At 38.3% G+C, this 14,700-nt stretch carries 18 protein-coding genes; 9 read left to right on the top strand and 9 right to left on the bottom strand.

Annotated features, from left to right (window positions below; all coding sequences use genetic code 11):
• Window positions 1–4 precede the first annotated feature (4 nt).
• The 5 genes from ABU615_RS01295 to ABU615_RS01275 all read left to right on the top strand — a co-directional run bounded on the left by ABU615_RS01295 (window position 5) and on the right by ABU615_RS01275 (window position 2,378).
• On the top strand, window positions 5–646 hold the full coding sequence (locus tag ABU615_RS01295; RefSeq protein WP_367488336.1) for a hypothetical protein: 642 nt from the start codon (window positions 5–7) through the stop codon (window positions 644–646).
• A 67-nt stretch (window positions 647–713) separates the two neighbouring features.
• Window positions 714–1,202 (top strand): hypothetical protein, encoded by a 489-nt coding sequence (locus ABU615_RS01290; RefSeq protein WP_100156166.1) that lies wholly within the window; start codon window positions 714–716, stop codon window positions 1,200–1,202.
• A complete protein-coding gene (locus ABU615_RS01285) occupies window positions 1,202–1,528 on the top strand; it encodes a hypothetical protein (RefSeq protein ID WP_367418616.1) in 327 nt (108 codons plus the stop codon). Before ABU615_RS01290 ends, ABU615_RS01285 begins: the two co-directional genes overlap by 1 nt.
• An 80-nt stretch (window positions 1,529–1,608) precedes the next feature.
• A complete protein-coding gene (locus tag ABU615_RS01280; RefSeq protein ID WP_367488341.1) occupies window positions 1,609–2,040 on the top strand; it encodes a M15 family metallopeptidase in 432 nt (143 codons plus the stop codon).
• A gap of 2 nt (window positions 2,041–2,042) precedes the next feature.
• The gene (locus ABU615_RS01275; protein ID WP_367488344.1) at window positions 2,043–2,378 is read left to right on the top strand and encodes a hypothetical protein; all 336 of its coding nucleotides are present in this window, start codon (window positions 2,043–2,045) and stop codon (window positions 2,376–2,378) included.
• A gap of 574 nt (window positions 2,379–2,952) precedes the next feature.
• Here the strand turns inward: ABU615_RS01275 and ABU615_RS01270 are convergent.
• The 9 genes from ABU615_RS01270 to ABU615_RS01230 all read right to left on the bottom strand — a co-directional run bounded on the left by ABU615_RS01270 (window position 2,953) and on the right by ABU615_RS01230 (window position 9,143).
• A complete protein-coding gene (locus ABU615_RS01270; protein WP_370389043.1) occupies window positions 2,953–3,471 on the bottom strand; it encodes a site-specific integrase in 519 nt (172 codons plus the stop codon).
• Between the two features lie 339 nt (window positions 3,472–3,810).
• Window positions 3,811–4,089 (bottom strand): type II toxin-antitoxin system HicB family antitoxin, encoded by a 279-nt coding sequence (locus ABU615_RS01265; protein WP_370389042.1) that lies wholly within the window; start codon window positions 4,087–4,089, stop codon window positions 3,811–3,813.
• Between the two features lie 812 nt (window positions 4,090–4,901).
• The gene (locus ABU615_RS01260; RefSeq protein WP_370389041.1) at window positions 4,902–5,468 is read right to left on the bottom strand and encodes a DNA adenine methylase; all 567 of its coding nucleotides are present in this window, start codon (window positions 5,466–5,468) and stop codon (window positions 4,902–4,904) included.
• Window positions 5,468–6,382: a hypothetical protein gene (locus tag ABU615_RS01255; RefSeq protein WP_370389040.1), complete on the bottom strand. Its 915-nt coding sequence runs from the start codon at window positions 6,380–6,382 to the stop codon at window positions 5,468–5,470. The genes ABU615_RS01260 and ABU615_RS01255 overlap by 1 nt, the downstream gene beginning before the upstream one ends.
• 10 nt (window positions 6,383–6,392) lie before the next feature.
• Window positions 6,393–6,872 (bottom strand): ParB N-terminal domain-containing protein, encoded by a 480-nt coding sequence (locus ABU615_RS01250; RefSeq protein ID WP_370389039.1) that lies wholly within the window; start codon window positions 6,870–6,872, stop codon window positions 6,393–6,395.
• A gap of 260 nt (window positions 6,873–7,132) precedes the next feature.
• Window positions 7,133–8,062 carry a traS protein gene (locus ABU615_RS01245; RefSeq protein ID WP_367488361.1) on the bottom strand — a complete coding sequence of 310 codons (930 nt, stop codon included), beginning with the start codon at window positions 8,060–8,062 and terminating at the stop codon, window positions 7,133–7,135.
• Window positions 8,059–8,328 carry a plasmid mobilization relaxosome protein MobC gene (gene mobC, locus ABU615_RS01240; protein WP_370389038.1) on the bottom strand — a complete coding sequence of 90 codons (270 nt, stop codon included), beginning with the start codon at window positions 8,326–8,328 and terminating at the stop codon, window positions 8,059–8,061. Before mobC ends, ABU615_RS01245 begins: the two co-directional genes overlap by 4 nt.
• 481 nt (window positions 8,329–8,809) lie before the next feature.
• A complete protein-coding gene (locus ABU615_RS01235; RefSeq protein WP_367488367.1) occupies window positions 8,810–8,977 on the bottom strand; it encodes a hypothetical protein in 168 nt (55 codons plus the stop codon).
• Window positions 8,970–9,143, bottom strand: a complete 174-nt coding sequence (locus tag ABU615_RS01230) for a hypothetical protein (protein WP_370389037.1) — start codon at window positions 9,141–9,143, stop codon at window positions 8,970–8,972. Before ABU615_RS01230 ends, ABU615_RS01235 begins: the two co-directional genes overlap by 8 nt.
• Window positions 9,144–9,362: 219 nt before the next feature.
• Here ABU615_RS01230 and ABU615_RS01225 point away from each other — a divergent pair, with 219 nt between their 5' ends.
• The 4 genes from ABU615_RS01225 to polA all read left to right on the top strand — a co-directional run bounded on the left by ABU615_RS01225 (window position 9,363) and on the right by polA (window position 14,682).
• The gene (locus tag ABU615_RS01225; protein ID WP_370389036.1) at window positions 9,363–10,349 is read left to right on the top strand and encodes an SHOCT domain-containing protein; all 987 of its coding nucleotides are present in this window, start codon (window positions 9,363–9,365) and stop codon (window positions 10,347–10,349) included.
• Window positions 10,350–10,514: 165 nt separating this feature from the next.
• Entirely contained in the window at window positions 10,515–11,045 is a 531-nt protein-coding gene (locus ABU615_RS01220) for an inorganic diphosphatase (RefSeq protein ID WP_367488376.1), read from the top strand.
• Window positions 11,046–11,170: 125 nt separating this feature from the next.
• Entirely contained in the window at window positions 11,171–11,578 is a 408-nt protein-coding gene (locus tag ABU615_RS01215) for a type VI secretion system amidase immunity protein Tai4 (protein ID WP_367488377.1), read from the top strand.
• A gap of 308 nt (window positions 11,579–11,886) precedes the next feature.
• Window positions 11,887–14,682 (top strand): DNA polymerase I, encoded by a 2,796-nt coding sequence (gene polA / locus ABU615_RS01210; RefSeq protein WP_370389035.1) that lies wholly within the window; start codon window positions 11,887–11,889, stop codon window positions 14,680–14,682.
• Window positions 14,683–14,700 lie beyond the last annotated feature (18 nt).

Genomic DNA, 14,700 nt, shown 5'->3' with positions numbered 1-14,700 from the left:
AAGCATGAAAGATTACCCGTTAACCATCCCAGTATGTCAGCTTGATGAAGATAGATACTTTGTAGGAATGACAACCGCCGATTTAGACCCAGTTGTAAAAAACGGGCATTATTTAATTCCTCGTCTTTGTATTGAATCCGATGAGCCTGAACATAAAAATGGCTTTATTGCACAATGGAATGATGGGCAATGGAAGTATATTGAAGACCATCGTGGGGAAGCTGTATACCTCAAGAAAACTGGCGAAAAGCAGACTATAACAGCCTTAGGCAAATTACCAAAAGATGTTACTACCCACGCTCCAAAACCCTTTACTGAGTGGTCAGAAGAGGCGGGCAGTTGGGTGGATGTAGCTAATTCTGATGAATTACGTCTTCAGGATAAAAAGGAAAAAGCAGGGGCGATTACCCGTAGCCAACTTTTAACGTCGACTGAACTGCGATTGGGTAAAAATAAAACGGAACTACTTGAAATAGCCGAGCGGGAGTTAGCTGGATCTCATTTAATCAAGGTAAGAAATGCGATATCTGAAGCACAGAGCTTTACGTTGGTAAATGACGATATCTGGGATTTTTTCACACAAGCGTTAAATATCAGTGCGGACAAGCTTTTCGCTTTATGGGAGGAGGCTAAGCTTAACCCCTAACTATTGGCCAAAATTAAATTTGAAAAAACACCCGCGTAAAGCGGTATTTTTATGGAGTTTACATGATATGAAAAAAGCATTTAAATGGTTGCATAAGGCACTGGACTGGGTGGTTGAGTTTCGGTTCCTGCCGGCGTGGTTTCAAAATTTTTTATTCGGTACCTGTACACGCGTAATTGAGATTACCAGCGGGTTAGTCATGTTGGGTTTTGCGGTGGTTTTTGCCTTGCATGGAAACGAAATGCTAAAGGAAGACCTTTACGAGAAATTTCAGCACCTGCACCCTGACGTTCTGGTTGCCGTCCTGTTCATCGTATCTGTTAGCCAGCTAAGCGCTGCTGTTTTTCAATCCAGCCGCAGCAATATTATTTCAGGCTGCTTGCTGATATGGGCATCCTTAATCTGGTTCTTGATTGCAGGGGCATTTATTGCCGCCTATCCGCCTTTGTCTACGGGTATGACTACCTATACCGTACTGGCCGTAGTGTGTGCGCTGGCGGGTAGAAATCTTATTAAACACACTCAGCGAGTAGAAGACAAAAAAGGCGGTGAATAATGAATGAGGCATTCACCTTGGCCAACTGTTTCGCCCTTGGGGGCGGTTTTCTGGGTGCGCTGGTGGTATCGGATTACAAACGCTATGGGATAGTTTTAACCCTTACCTTTATTGTTATCGGCATGGTGTTTGCAGCTGCTGTTACCGAATATTACTTCACGCAGAATCATCCGTGGCTGTTTGCTGGCGTCGGCGTGTTTGCCGGCATGGCCTCCACTTCGCTATTAGATGCGTTCAAGGCCACCGCGCCAAGGATGGCACAAAAGTTAATCAATGCAGTCTGTAGTAAGGCAGAAAAAATAATAGGAGATAAGGACGACAAGTAAACAGATAGTACATTTGATTAGATTACAAAATCAAAAGCCAGCTAAGTAGCTGGCATTTTTTATATGTGAAAGGGTTTGATATGTACAAATTAAGTAAGCGTTCTTTAACTAATCTTCAGGGCGTAAATACTAACCTTGTAAAGGTGGTTCAACGAGCCATTGAAATCGCCAAACAAGATTTCATGGTAACGGAGGGATTGCGCTCCCGTGAGCAATGTTGCATTAACTATGGCAAGGGTAGAACTGCCCAGCAATGTACACAGAAAGGTGTGCCGGCGAAATACGCACAACCCAGCATCAGTAAAGTTACGTGGCTAAATAATCCTTTTGCGAGTAAGCATTCCCAAGGGCGCGCCGTAGATTTGGTACCTTATCCGGTAGACTGGAACGATTTGGCCAAATTCCGTTTAATCGCCGAAGCCATGAAGCAAGCCGCCAAGGAACTAAATGTCTCCATTAATTGGGGCGGGGATTGGCAGAAAACCAAAGATTACCCACATTTTGAGGTGTAGCCATGAAGAACGTGAATTACTTGGCCGCTGGCGCGTGGTTGCTGGCGGCCTTAATGTTTCTATTCATCATGCTTAGCTATGGCCACAAGCAATATGAGAACGGCTACCACAAAGGGAAAGACGAAACGCAAAGGCAATATCAAGTGGCTTTGGCCAAACAGCAGGAAGCATCCAAACAGGCCAGTCAAAATTACGAGAAACAGAAAGCAGAAAACGAGGTAAAGCGAGATGAACGACAAGTGCAAGTCACAAAAATTATTAGGGTGCCTGTGTACACTAATGTCTGTCTGGATTCTTCAGGGGTGCGCCTCGTCAACGAAGCCATTAGCAGCCGTTAATGTTCCGGCCAACCTTACCGAGCCATGCCCTGCATTAAGCCCGTTAAATGGTTCTACAGGCGCCGACATTCTCCCGTGGGCAGTTGGGGTGGTAGAGAAGTATAATGAATGTGCACGACGGCATAGCGCACTGGTAAAAGCTATTCAGTAAAGCTTGTAACTAAAGAATCAACCGTGGTGATCTTCACAACGGTTGAAATATTTTGAGCTTAAATTGTATGGGGTAGAAATTCAGTTGTTGGGGAGATCGCAACAACTGAGTTCAATCACGAATAAAATGATAAACGTATAAACGATAACTACAGCTTAACAATAGTCAATGCCGTTTTCTTGAAAAAAAAAAACTACGGTTAAGTTGTAGAAATCAAAAAATTAATGCCAATAGATTTTGCCAAATTTAAGACAAAACCACATCAAAACAAGTCAAATGAACTAAGTTTGCAGGCGGTTCATTTGTTTAAAAACAATAACTTGTAATAATGCTCATCGGACTCTTAATCCATTTGTCCAGGGTTCGATCCCCTGACGACCCACCATTTATCTTCCATTTCTTTCAACATCTTACGCATCATCTCTACTGTAATAACTTCCTCCTCTGATTTATTTGCTGTGACAAATTGTGACAATCGCTTGTCATAATATTATCAATCTTCATTGCATGTTTAACTAAATGATCTGGAGCCAAATGCGCATACTTTTGTACCATCTCCAAAGATTGCCAGCCTCCCATTTCTTTTAAGACATACAGTGATTCTCCATTCTGTACTAACCAGCTAGCCCAAGTATGGCGTAAATCATGCCAATGAAAGTCTTTCTCAATTCCGGCTTTATCCAGAGCTTTTTTCCATAGCTTGTAATTTAAAGACTTAACCGGTTGATTGCGCGAATGCAAAAAAACATATTTCTCATGCTTTCCCAGTGGTCTGGCCAGAACATTGATAGCTGTATCATTTAATGGTATCACCAATGGCTTACCTGACTTCATATTCTCTGGATAATATTCACATGTGCGCCTCTGGAAGGCTATTTGTTTCCATCTTAAATCGAAAACATTTGCCTGCCTAAGACCAGTTCCCAAATCATATTCTGCCATGTCTGCCATATTAAGGTATTAAACAACTTAATAATTTTCTGGCATCCTTTGGCCACAACCATTTCACTCGGTGTTTAAGTTCCTGTATTTTATCAAAACGTGTAATTTCTCCTTGTAAAGCAAGTAATTCAAATCATCCTCTAGCCTTGAGAAGCTAAAGAAATTTTAAATATTTATTCTATAAATATTCGATAAATTTTCTATATCATTTCAATAATGTTATTTTCAGCATATGCACCCTGAAAATCAAAGAGTTTTTCAATAAAGAAACGGTTTTTAAAATAAACGCGCGCGGGATAGGCAATCACCGGTAAAGCGGGGCGGTTTGCCAGATTCAGCTTACGCTGTAAGGGTTAAATGATCAATATTCACCTCAACACCAAACCATTGTGCTCCGGCATAATCCGAGTTATTAATAAGGTTATCCAAAGGTATCTGCTCAATTACAGGCTCTTCACCATCTTCAAAAATACCTTCAAGATGGAGTTCGATGGCCTCTTTAGTATTGGTAATCGCTGCTTCAAGGGTGTCACCATATGAGAAGCAACCAGGTAGGGCTGGCACGGTTACACCATAACCAGTGTTACCATCTTTCTGGATTGCGATATATAGAAACATTTGATCCTTTCAGTTGATTTTGAGATTAGCCTTATTAAAGACCAGCTTGTTTCAGAATATTCTTTACGGTCCCAAACGGTAAATCTTTCTTGGGGGTAAGGAATAATAACTCGGCTTTTTTTTGTTAAATGCTTGATTGGTAGTGGCTCCCTTTAACTGCAACTTCATACTACCCGTTTTCTTTAAGCATTTTAATAAGTTTTGAGCTAAGCATATCTCCTTTCCTTGGTGTGTGTATTTTTAAACATCAAATATAAAAAGTAAACGATACTGTAACAAATAGGGTGATTTGTTGTAGGTTTGAAAGTTGCTCAAATGCATTTAGTGATATAAGAAAACTTGTGGGAAAAAATAATAAGAAAACGAATCGACTAGCGTCATCTTGATTAAGAAGGTAATCGATTCGTTATTATTAATGAATTTTTGGATAGACTAATAACGGAATTTATTAGTCAGGGTGAAAGTTATGTGAGTCTTACTTTATAATTGATTAAATTTTTCGTACTCTTTCTGTTTATAATATTGCCTGATTTCATTAAAGGTAACATCGGGTTTGAATGATGCTTTCAATAGCTCAGGTGAGTGAATAATTATCTCAGACCCTTTACGTTTGATTTGTGCTGAATAAGTTAAATTAAATGGTTCTGGAAAATATTCAGCATAGATATCACAAATGGCAGGAGTATTATCGTAAGTAATTATCCAAGGTTTTGTTAAGCGTTTTATGTTTTCGTACAGATGATAATGATCATCATGTTCAAAAAAATTCTGATAAAGCCCTTTACCTTTTACATAATATGGTGGATCAATGTTTACAAAAATCGGTTCTTGATGTTTTGAACATATTGCTGAATAAACACAGTTGCGTCTAAATTTGTTAAATGAATATCTTTTTTTCTAGAAGCTATCGCACTGATTTGCTTAATCAAGACAGTTCTATTAAATCGGCAGTCAAGCTTATATTTTCCAGATTGTTTTAAACCGCCTATAACTCCAGCATTTAAGATTCCTGACCGATTAGTGCGATTCAAAAATAAAGTGGCGAATCCAAGTTTTAAATAATCGTGATGTTTTTGTCGATATATTTCTCTTTGATGCAACCACTCATCAATATTAATTGGTGTTGTTAAAATTAGCTCACAAAGCTCATCCGTTCGATTAAGGACACTGTGCCAAAAAGCATAAATGGCTCGATCCAAATCATTAATATATACTTTTTGGGCGTGTCCATTTAATAATAGATACCATGCAATAGCACAACCGCCAGCAAAAGGTTCAGCATAGTATGCCCCTTCGAGACCGTTTAGTTTGATCGTTTCAAGGACATAAGCTGTTAATTTTGATTTCCCACCCGGGTATCTTAAAGGAGATAAGAACATTAACTTTCTTTCTTTTCTTCTCTCATATCCACTAAAACTTCAAATAAAGGTATGAGTATATCCCAAAAATTATTTAAAAATTCACGATTGATTTTATCAGTTGTGTTTTCATGAATATATTTATTTAAGGTATGAATACTATAATCATTAGTATAATTGAGTAATCTCTTTAAAGTTGATGAAGCTTGCTTTGAATCAAGATTTAACTTACTTAAATATTTCAGTTTCTCTGTTAATGTAACATCGTCGAACCTTTTGTTTTTTTCTTGTGCTACATTTGATTGTAAATCTTTGGCAGATAAATAGTTATTTATAGAAAGCTCTAAAAAGATTCGAATCCCTGCTGCTGATAATTGCGGATAAGATTGGGTTGGTAATCTTTTCAGTTCCTGAAATATAGCATGTAGTCTATAGTTATCTGTTGTAATTATATATTTTTTATAAGCAAGACTTTTACGATTAGGATCTCCAATTAGTTCCTGTTTATCGATTTTAGTATCGCCATCAGTTGGTTTTCCGGTATCGACACCACTTGGTTTTCCGGTATCACCACCAATTGGTTTTTCGGTATCACCACCAATTGGTTTTTCGGTATCACCACTAATTGGTTTTTCAGTATCGTCACCAGTTGGTTTCCCTGTACCACTTTCCTGAAGAGGTTTTACTTTAGGTAAAAAATTTAAAATTTTTTGCAAGTTACTGTCTATTGTACGTGTATTAACAATAAACCCTAAACCTTCATTTTTATTAATCATTAATTTTAAAAGATGTGCATATGCAATATAAAAGCTATTAATGTCGGCATTAATTTTAAATCTGTAATCATCAAAATTTATGTGCCAAGCTTTCTTAACTTCAGAATGATTAAACCACCTTTCTAATGTTGATATTTTAATTTTTGTTCCATATAACACTTCATCTTGTTCATCTGATTCTGTCCCATGGGACTAAGCCATTATTTGTTGATGTATGTCGTTTCGTTACATACCAGATTGCATCATCAAAAGAAGGTGCTAAGAAAACATTTATTTTTTCGATTTCGCTCTTGTTAATTAATTTAGACAACTTGTCCACATATTTCCGGATTTTATTGGGCGAGTTTTCTGGATTACGTAATAGTTTTAGCGCCATAACCCGTCTATTGCCTTCTGCCACAGTAAATCCTGCTTCATTATTTTGACAAATAATTATAGGATCTAAACCTATAAATCCATCTATAGCTATGGAAGTAATTAAATTGATAAATTTTTCTTTGCCACTATCATCTTTAATCAGTTCTTCTACACAATCTTTGAGTGTTTCTAATTTCCTAGATGGGTTAAAACGTGGATTGGTATCCCAAAGTTGCAAATCATCTACTGATTTATATTCCTGTTTTTCATACCATTTTTGATTTATTGTCATGCCCAGCTCCTCAAATCTAGCTGTTTAAAACTCAAGTTTTCGAGACTTAATTGTTTGAGCTTAAACAAGTATATAAGATCCCAACTTTATAAAATTTAATTTAAGATGAACAATTTAATTATCATTATATAGCATATTTATCAAAATAATAAATTTTGTATATAACAGTAAATTATAAAAATAATATGTAAGCATTTTGATTTGTTAACGCTCAAAATTATTTTGCCCAATACTATGAATTTGCTTTTAATTTACATATTTTAGAGTTTTATCATATCTTTTCTGGGCCTGATTAGCCTGCCTTCGGTTTTAGGACCGCCCTTGTAGAGTTCTTTTAATATCTGTTTATATGTGCTTACAATGTCTGCACGGTTTTGAACCGCCTCTTTCATGAATAGGTGATCTGGTCTTTTGCTGTTCCGTAGAGCTTCAATCAGTTCTTGTGCCTGGCGTTTATGAACTTGTCCAACATGACCGCGTTTCTGCATGGCTTTAAGTGTACTGTATTCTTTAATGATTACTCCTCTGTGCTGGCGACGAGTAGCTGCGCATGGCACGCCTTGTTCGTACATCTTTTCAGCAAATCGCAGCCGCCATTCGAACAGATCATTTTTACGGGGATTAAGCCTTTGGCCAAACTCACCACGCATCAGTACACACAGGTGGACATGTGGGTAAGTCGGTTCATTAGGGCATTCACTATCTGTATGCAATGCAAATGCGTACTGGTGGACTTGAAACTGTTCGGCGGCAAACTCCTCACTTGATGCATTCTTTACGGCCTGTGGCGGCATTCCTGCGGGCATTGAAAGCACAATATTAAGTGCTTCGCAGCTTTTCTCATTTTCTGGTATGCCAAGTTTTTGCCAGTCTTTTGTTTGGTTACGCAATGCTTTCTTGCCATTCAGCTTTTCGCCGTCCTGATTTTCAACCTCTACCTCACCGTTACGGCTGATGTAATCAAGATAATTGCGTATGCCTTTCAGGCCGTTACTGGCATTACTTTTGCGTCGTGTTATCTTTACCATCACTTCAGGCTGTTTCAGAGCAGCTGTGCGTAAATTGGCCAAACCGTAGCCTGATCTAAGTGGTGGGGATTTCTTGCGGACAAGCAAAAAACCGCCAGAATCTTTTGTTCTGTCAGCTCGTGTTTTATAGGCTAACAACCAATCAACAACTGACTTGTTCATTCAAACCTCATGTTGCTGGCCTGCATCACTTCCCGTACTACTTTTGTATGTTTGTCAATAATGGTGCGTAGCTGGCGGATTTCGTCTGTGATAATACCACCTGATTCGCCAGCATTCAGATGGCGGGCAATCTGATTAAGATTTCGGCCAATTCGCAGCATCTGGTAATTGGACTGATACAGAGCCTGGACTTCGCTGTTAGACAGGGCAGGGTAGCCTGTGATGTGATAGTTGATGATGTCCACGGCCAAAGCGTTGGCTGTCATCAATTGCTGCTCAGCTGAGGTGCGTAAATATGTGTTCTGGTGATGGTTGAGTTGCAATTCCAGCCGGTACTTTTTGCATTGTTTGCCAGTATCATCGCTCTTACGGATAACAGGTGCTGGGTTATCCAGTTCTTTCAGTAAAAGATGCTTGGCCAGTCCGGATATACTGGGCTTACCCAGTTTAGCCAGTGCAACGTCCTTCAGTTTTTTCTTTACATCTTCGGTTAAGCCTCAGATTTTAGGGTGGCTCATGGTCAGTTCTCCTAGCGTTCATATTCTTTCAAAATACCTTTGTCCTGTGGGTATTCGACATTGATGCCTGCTGCTTTGATTTACTGTTTATAGAAATTAGTTAAGGCTTCTGCTTTCAGGTTGTCTGGTAACTTTTCCAGCACTTTTTCGACCGCATACAACCGTATCTGGCGGTGTTGATGCTCAATTTGGACAGTAGGGAGTTTTGGCTCAGATAGATTTCTTTGGCTCAGTTTAGCAGTTCTTCTTCCGGCGTTAGTTTATTTTGTACCGTTTCAGGAGTGATCTGCTGCTGTTGCTGAAAGCTGGGGATATATTTCTGTATTTTCTGAGCATCGCGGCAGGCATGCAGAATATCTGTAGGGTCTTTTTCCAGAACACTTACCCAGTTATTCACGTAAGTTGCATGGCGTTTTACGGTTTACCTGTTTTTCAGTTTGGCCAATTATCTGGCCATTCTGGTCACGTTCAGGAATCTGGATTGTAACCGCTTGCTGTCGCTGCCTTTCCAGTTTGATGCTGTCACCAATTTTTGCTCCTGCCTGATTGATAGATTCTGTCAAGCCAGTGCCCCATACGGTGCGTTCTCGGCCATTTTTTCCAGAGTAACGTAAATAGTATTACTCAAAAATTACCAAAATGAAAATTGTATATTTTGATCCAATATAACAATAGCCTGTAAACTAAATTTATTTGCTGAAAACGAGCATAAAAGCTTGCAACAAATATATCTTTACTTTATGTTATCAACAATCAAATAAATTTTTTTACAGGGGTAGGGTATGGATAAATCTTCTCTTACAGAGGAACTAGAAGCATTATTTAAACTATTTGAAAAAGGCGCGATAACAAAAGAAGAGTATGAAGCTCAGAAAGCCATACTTCTATCATCTAAAGCCAAAACTTCGCCTTCCGAAGAAGCAGATGAGAATCAGGAATCTGTTCCGATATTTATAGAGGAACCATATCAAAAACAAAACGAACCAGCACACAGTAATAGCGTAAAAATAATTTTAATCATCATTATCGGACTAATTATTATAGTAGCCATGTATTTCATTTTTGCTGGTAACAAAAAAGACCTGCAACCCAACAATGGTTCCGGAACATTGTCTGCAAGCGCAGCTAGTGAAAGCATTACCGTCAATGCGCAGCAAACCAGTAATGCTGCAGATAAAAATCTGGAAGACGACTCCGATAGTACAGGTCTAAATCTGAATACCAAGACGCCGGAAGAATTAAATCAGCTTTTAAATAAATTCCAGCAGGATCGTGCAAAAGCTTTAGCTAATCTACGCAATATATGGTCGAATCTTGATCCGGATTTCAAAGCGACTATACAACAAGAACAAAAAGACTGGGATAACACTGCATTAACCACTTCCTGCTCCCTAACTGGCTATCAAACAATACTGGCTCAACAGGTTGCCAACCAATATTGTGAATCCGTCATGCTGAATAATCGTGCTAAAGAGTTGCTGGATGATCAGGCATCAAATCTGACAGATATAAAACAAGACAAAGCAGCTCAAATGGATGCAAAAGCATCCGATGCACTTAAAAGAGTAAATATTACTTGGTCAACCATCCCTGACGATATTCAGCAGAACCTCAATCAGACATATGAACAGTGGTCAGATGAAATCAATAAATATTGCATTTCCAGACCGACAGCTAAAAACCTCATTGAAACTCAGATAAATTATGATAATTGCATTATCAATAAATCTGAAAATAAAATCAAAGAATTAAATGGTTACAAGATTTAGTAATGATACAGAAAGTCAGATTTGAGAAATACTGGCTTTCTTACTTTAATCTGAAATAAAACAAAATATCAATGAAAACTAACATTTTATCTAATAAAATATGGGCAAACAAAAATCCATTGTTTACAATACCGCCACTCAAAACTATTGCAGGACATTTATATCATGGCAGATTTCAATAAAATTCTCGATGCCGGTAATGTAGACGGCGGTATTATCAACGTAGTTGTAGAAATTCCAGCAGGTTCAAATCATAAAATAGAGTGGGACCGCAAACTTGGTGCTATGAAACTTGATCGGGTGGAACCCGTGATATTCGCCAAACCTACCAATTATGGCTTTATTCCGCAAACTCTCGATGAAGATGGTGATGAGTTGGATGCCTTAATTATCACTGATCAGCCTTTGAGTACGGGAATTTATCTGGAAGCAAGAATTATTGGTGTTATGAAATTCGTAGATGATGGAGAAGTTGATGACAAAATTGTCGTTATTCCTGCTGACGATCGGAACAATGGTAATGCTATCCATACATTAGCAGACTTGCCAGCACAATTAATCAAACAAATAGAATTTCATTTCAACCATTATAAAGATTTGAAAAAGGCAGGTACCACACTGGTAACACACTGGGGTGATATCGACGAAGCTAAATCAGTTATACGCGAATCTCAAGAGCGCTGGCAGCATCAGTAATCAAAGTATAAAAAACATAGTGACAAATAAGCTGCGAAATTTTTATAAATTCAAAATTTCGCAGCAACTATTGTTGAGCCTGAAAAAGAATATGTAACACTTAAAGCCAAGTTTTGGGAGCAAAAATGAAAAAGCTTAAATTGCAAATAATATCCAGCTGCTGCATATTATTGCCATTAATTAGCCAAGCATCAACTCCCGAGGCAGTGAACCGTACCTTTATAGAGAATTATAAGGATATGGTTTTTGCATTTTGTATCACCAAAGCATACAAAGGAAACAAAGATGTAGCAAAAGATACAGGCAACAGTGTAAGTGCATTAAAAGACTGGATTGATTACGACATTGATAAAAGTATAGATAAAGAAATTGTACTAATCAATTCTTATTTATCCCGTAATTATTTTAATCCACTAGCTGAGCAGGAAGTTAAAGGAATAAAATTTGAATTTCTAAAATGTTTGGATCTTTACCATAGCAAAGAGCTAGAGACACTTGCCAGAAAAGTAATTTCAAATTCGAATAAAAGGTGACTAAAGATTGAAAAGCATAAGATAGACAGAAACAAAATGTATATTAAAATTTAACATAATATATATTATGCGAAATATGCAAATTATAAATCATATAAAATTATTTAGCGCATGTAGCACTTACATATCTGCGAATTCATAACTACGCAAACATACTTTACCCCGTAAGCCAATTGTTTAAATTACGAACCATATTTTTTATCGTAAAATACAGATATGCTCTGCAATATACTACTGACACAGACAGGCTATAAGAACTGAATGAGTTTGAAAGTTTCTGGGCTAAATTTGATAATTCTGGAATTACAATGCAAAAAAAATTATTACTGGTTGACGGTTCATCTTACTTATACCGCGCATTTCATGCTTTAGCACCTTTAACCAGTCCTAAAGGAATGCCCACGGGGGCATTATACGGTGTACTGAATATGCTCAGACGTCTGCGCATGGATACAGCACATGATTATGCCTGTTGCGTATTTGATGCAAAGGGCGAAAATTTTCGCCATCAGATGTATCCAGAATACAAAGCCAACCGTCCCCCCATGCCTGAAGATTTAAGGCCACAGGCTGAGGCTTTACCAGAACTAGTCAAATTAATGGGATGGCCTGTATTATCTGTTAGCGGTGTAGAAGCAGATGATGTTATAGGTACATTATCCTGCATGGCACAACAGGCTGGATACGAAGTAATTATTTCCACAGGCGACAAAGACATGGCTCAGCTGGTAAATAATCAGGTGACTCTAGTCAATACCATGAGCAATGAAAAGCTTGATATCTCAGGTGTAATAGAAAAATTTGGTGTTAAGCCCGAACAAATTATTGATTATCTAAGTTTAATTGGAGATAAGGTCGATAATGTGCCAGGTGTCGATAAATGCGGCCCTAAAACAGCTGTAAAATGGTTAAAGGAATATGAAACCTTGCAGAATATCATCCAGCACGCCAACGATATTAAAGGTAAAGTTGGTGAAAACTTACGCCTTGCAATACCTAAACTCCCTCTTTCTTACCAGTTAATAACAATTAAAACAGACGTAAACCTGCAAGATGTATTACCACGCGGAATAGAAGATTTAAAACGTCAGAAGCCAAATTGGCAAGAGTTGATACCAAACTTTCAAGAACTTGGCTTCAAAAATTGGTTAAAAGAAGCGCAAACGCATCTGGATGAACATCACTTAAGTGATTCTAAAGAGCCAACAGAAGATTTGTTTGCCGAATCAGAAATCATTAAAAACTCTGGTACAGACAATAATACAATTTGCACTGAAACGGATTATTTAAAGAATATTCCTAAACAATATTCAGCAATTACAACAAATGAACAATTAACAGAATTAAAAACACAGTTAGAAAACGCCCATACCATCGCTTTGGATACTGAGACCGATAATCTAGACGCCATGAAAGCCAATCTAGTGGGTATCAGCATCGCTTTAGAACCAGGTAAAGCCTTTTATATTCCTGTAGGTCACATCCCTACTGCTGTTAATGAACAGCTACCTTTAGAAACGGTATTAAACTGTTTGAAGCCTTATCTAGAATCAAATAAACTTGGCAAAATCGGTCAAAATATTAAATATGACCAACACGTATTAGCCAATTATAACATCGTCCTAAATGGTATTATTGGCGATTCTATGCTTGCTTCTTATATTGTCGAAAGCCACCTTAGCCATAGTCTGGACGAACTAGCGCTCCGACATTTAAACTGGCAGACTATTAAATATGAAGATTTATGTGGTAAAGGCGCCAAGCAAATTTGTTTTTCCGATGTGCCTCTGGATGATGCTGTGAATTATGCTGCAGAAGATGCAGATGTGTCATTGCGTTTAGAAATTTTACTCCGGCAGCAAATGAATTCAGCTCAGCTAGAGCTTTACCATCATTTAGAAATTCCAATTGAGCGCATATTATTTCTTATGGAACGTACTGGAGTTTTAATTGATCGACAAGAATTAACACAACAGAGCCACGAGCTAGGCAATCAGCTAATCAAACTTGAAGAACAGGCATATCAGCTGGCAGGCCAACCATTTAATTTGAATTCCCCCAAACAACTGCAGGCCATTCTATTTGATAAAATGGGTATCCCAACTACGGGACTTAAAAAAACATCATCTGGTGCAATTTCAACCAATGAAGCTGTGCTTGAGAAACTGGCAACGGATTATTCCCTCCCCAAGCTCATTCTACAGACACGAACACTGGCAAAACTGAAATCCACATACACCGACAAACTCCCTCAGCTGATTAATTCAGACACTGGGCGTGTACATACTACCTACGCGCAAGCCGTAGCTATCACAGGTCGACTGGCTAGTAACAACCCAAATCTACAAAATATACCTGTCCGCACAGAAGAAGGCCGCCGAATCCGCAAAAGTTTCATCGCCCCACCCGACCAGCTAATCGTTTCTGCCGACTACTCTCAGATAGAACTACGTATCATGGCACATCTTTCAAAAGATGCCACTCTGATTGATGCCTTCCAAAATAATGAAGACATCCATAAACGCACAGCAGCCGAAATTTTTTCTACTTCGCAAAATGAAATAACAGCTGAACAACGTCGATATGCTAAAACGATTAATTTCGGACTGATTTATGGTATGAGCGAATATGGTTTGGCAAAATCATTAGGAATCGAATTGCAAGCAGCTCAACATTTCATATCACGCTACTTTAGTCGTTATCCAGGTGTGCATGAATATATGGAAAAAACTAAAGAACAGGCATTCCAACACGGTTTTGTAGAAACTTTATTTGGTCGGCGCCTCTACTTACCTGGTTTAAAAAGCAGCAATGGTACAGAACGTGCTGGAGCTTTGAGAGCAGCCATCAATGCGCCAATGCAAGGAACTGCTTCTGATTTAATCAAGCGAGCTATGATTGCAGTGCAAGATTGGCTGGAACAACAAAATATGCAATCAAAACTCATTATGCAGGTACATGACGAATTGGTGTTACAAGTAACAGAATCAGAACTTTCCGATGTAATGCATCAATTACCAGAATTAATGTCAGCTGTTGCCAAATTAAGCGTTCCATTAATTGCTGATGTTGGCAGCGGACATAACTGGGAAGAAGCTCATTAAACAAGCATTTTGTAGAAA

The sequence above is a fragment of the Snodgrassella alvi genome (assembly GCF_040741455.2).
GTDB lineage: Bacteria > Pseudomonadota > Gammaproteobacteria > Burkholderiales > Neisseriaceae > Snodgrassella > Snodgrassella alvi_E.
Note: the sequence above shows the minus strand (reverse complement) of the source record. Positions and strands in the feature narration are given on the sequence as shown.

What these genes read in the sequence shown, in the direction of transcription:
- ABU615_RS01295 (WP_367488336.1), top strand. Translation starts at nt 5, where the DNA reads ATGAAAGATTACCCGTTAACCATCCCAGTATGTCAGCTTGATGAAGAT.
- ABU615_RS01290 (WP_100156166.1), top strand. Translation starts at nt 714, where the DNA reads ATGAAAAAAGCATTTAAATGGTTGCATAAGGCACTGGACTGGGTGGTT.
- ABU615_RS01285 (WP_367418616.1), top strand. Translation starts at nt 1,202, where the DNA reads ATGAATGAGGCATTCACCTTGGCCAACTGTTTCGCCCTTGGGGGCGGT.
- ABU615_RS01280 (WP_367488341.1), top strand. Translation starts at nt 1,609, where the DNA reads ATGTACAAATTAAGTAAGCGTTCTTTAACTAATCTTCAGGGCGTAAAT.
- ABU615_RS01275 (WP_367488344.1), top strand. Translation starts at nt 2,043, where the DNA reads ATGAAGAACGTGAATTACTTGGCCGCTGGCGCGTGGTTGCTGGCGGCC.
- ABU615_RS01270 (WP_370389043.1), bottom strand. Translation starts at nt 3,471, where the DNA reads ATGGCAGAATATGATTTGGGAACTGGTCTTAGGCAGGCAAATGTTTTC.
- ABU615_RS01265 (WP_370389042.1), bottom strand. Translation starts at nt 4,089, where the DNA reads ATGTTTCTATATATCGCAATCCAGAAAGATGGTAACACTGGTTATGGT.
- ABU615_RS01260 (WP_370389041.1), bottom strand. Translation starts at nt 5,468, where the DNA reads ATGTTCTTATCTCCTTTAAGATACCCGGGTGGGAAATCAAAATTAACA.
- ABU615_RS01250 (WP_370389039.1), bottom strand. Translation starts at nt 6,872, where the DNA reads ATGACAATAAATCAAAAATGGTATGAAAAACAGGAATATAAATCAGTA.
- ABU615_RS01245 (WP_367488361.1), bottom strand. Translation starts at nt 8,062, where the DNA reads ATGAACAAGTCAGTTGTTGATTGGTTGTTAGCCTATAAAACACGAGCT.
- mobC (WP_370389038.1), bottom strand. Translation starts at nt 8,328, where the DNA reads ATGACAGCCAACGCTTTGGCCGTGGACATCATCAACTATCACATCACA.
- ABU615_RS01225 (WP_370389036.1), top strand. Translation starts at nt 9,363, where the DNA reads ATGGATAAATCTTCTCTTACAGAGGAACTAGAAGCATTATTTAAACTA.
- ABU615_RS01220 (WP_367488376.1), top strand. Translation starts at nt 10,515, where the DNA reads ATGGCAGATTTCAATAAAATTCTCGATGCCGGTAATGTAGACGGCGGT.
- ABU615_RS01215 (WP_367488377.1), top strand. Translation starts at nt 11,171, where the DNA reads ATGAAAAAGCTTAAATTGCAAATAATATCCAGCTGCTGCATATTATTG.
- polA (WP_370389035.1), top strand. Translation starts at nt 11,887, where the DNA reads ATGCAAAAAAAATTATTACTGGTTGACGGTTCATCTTACTTATACCGC.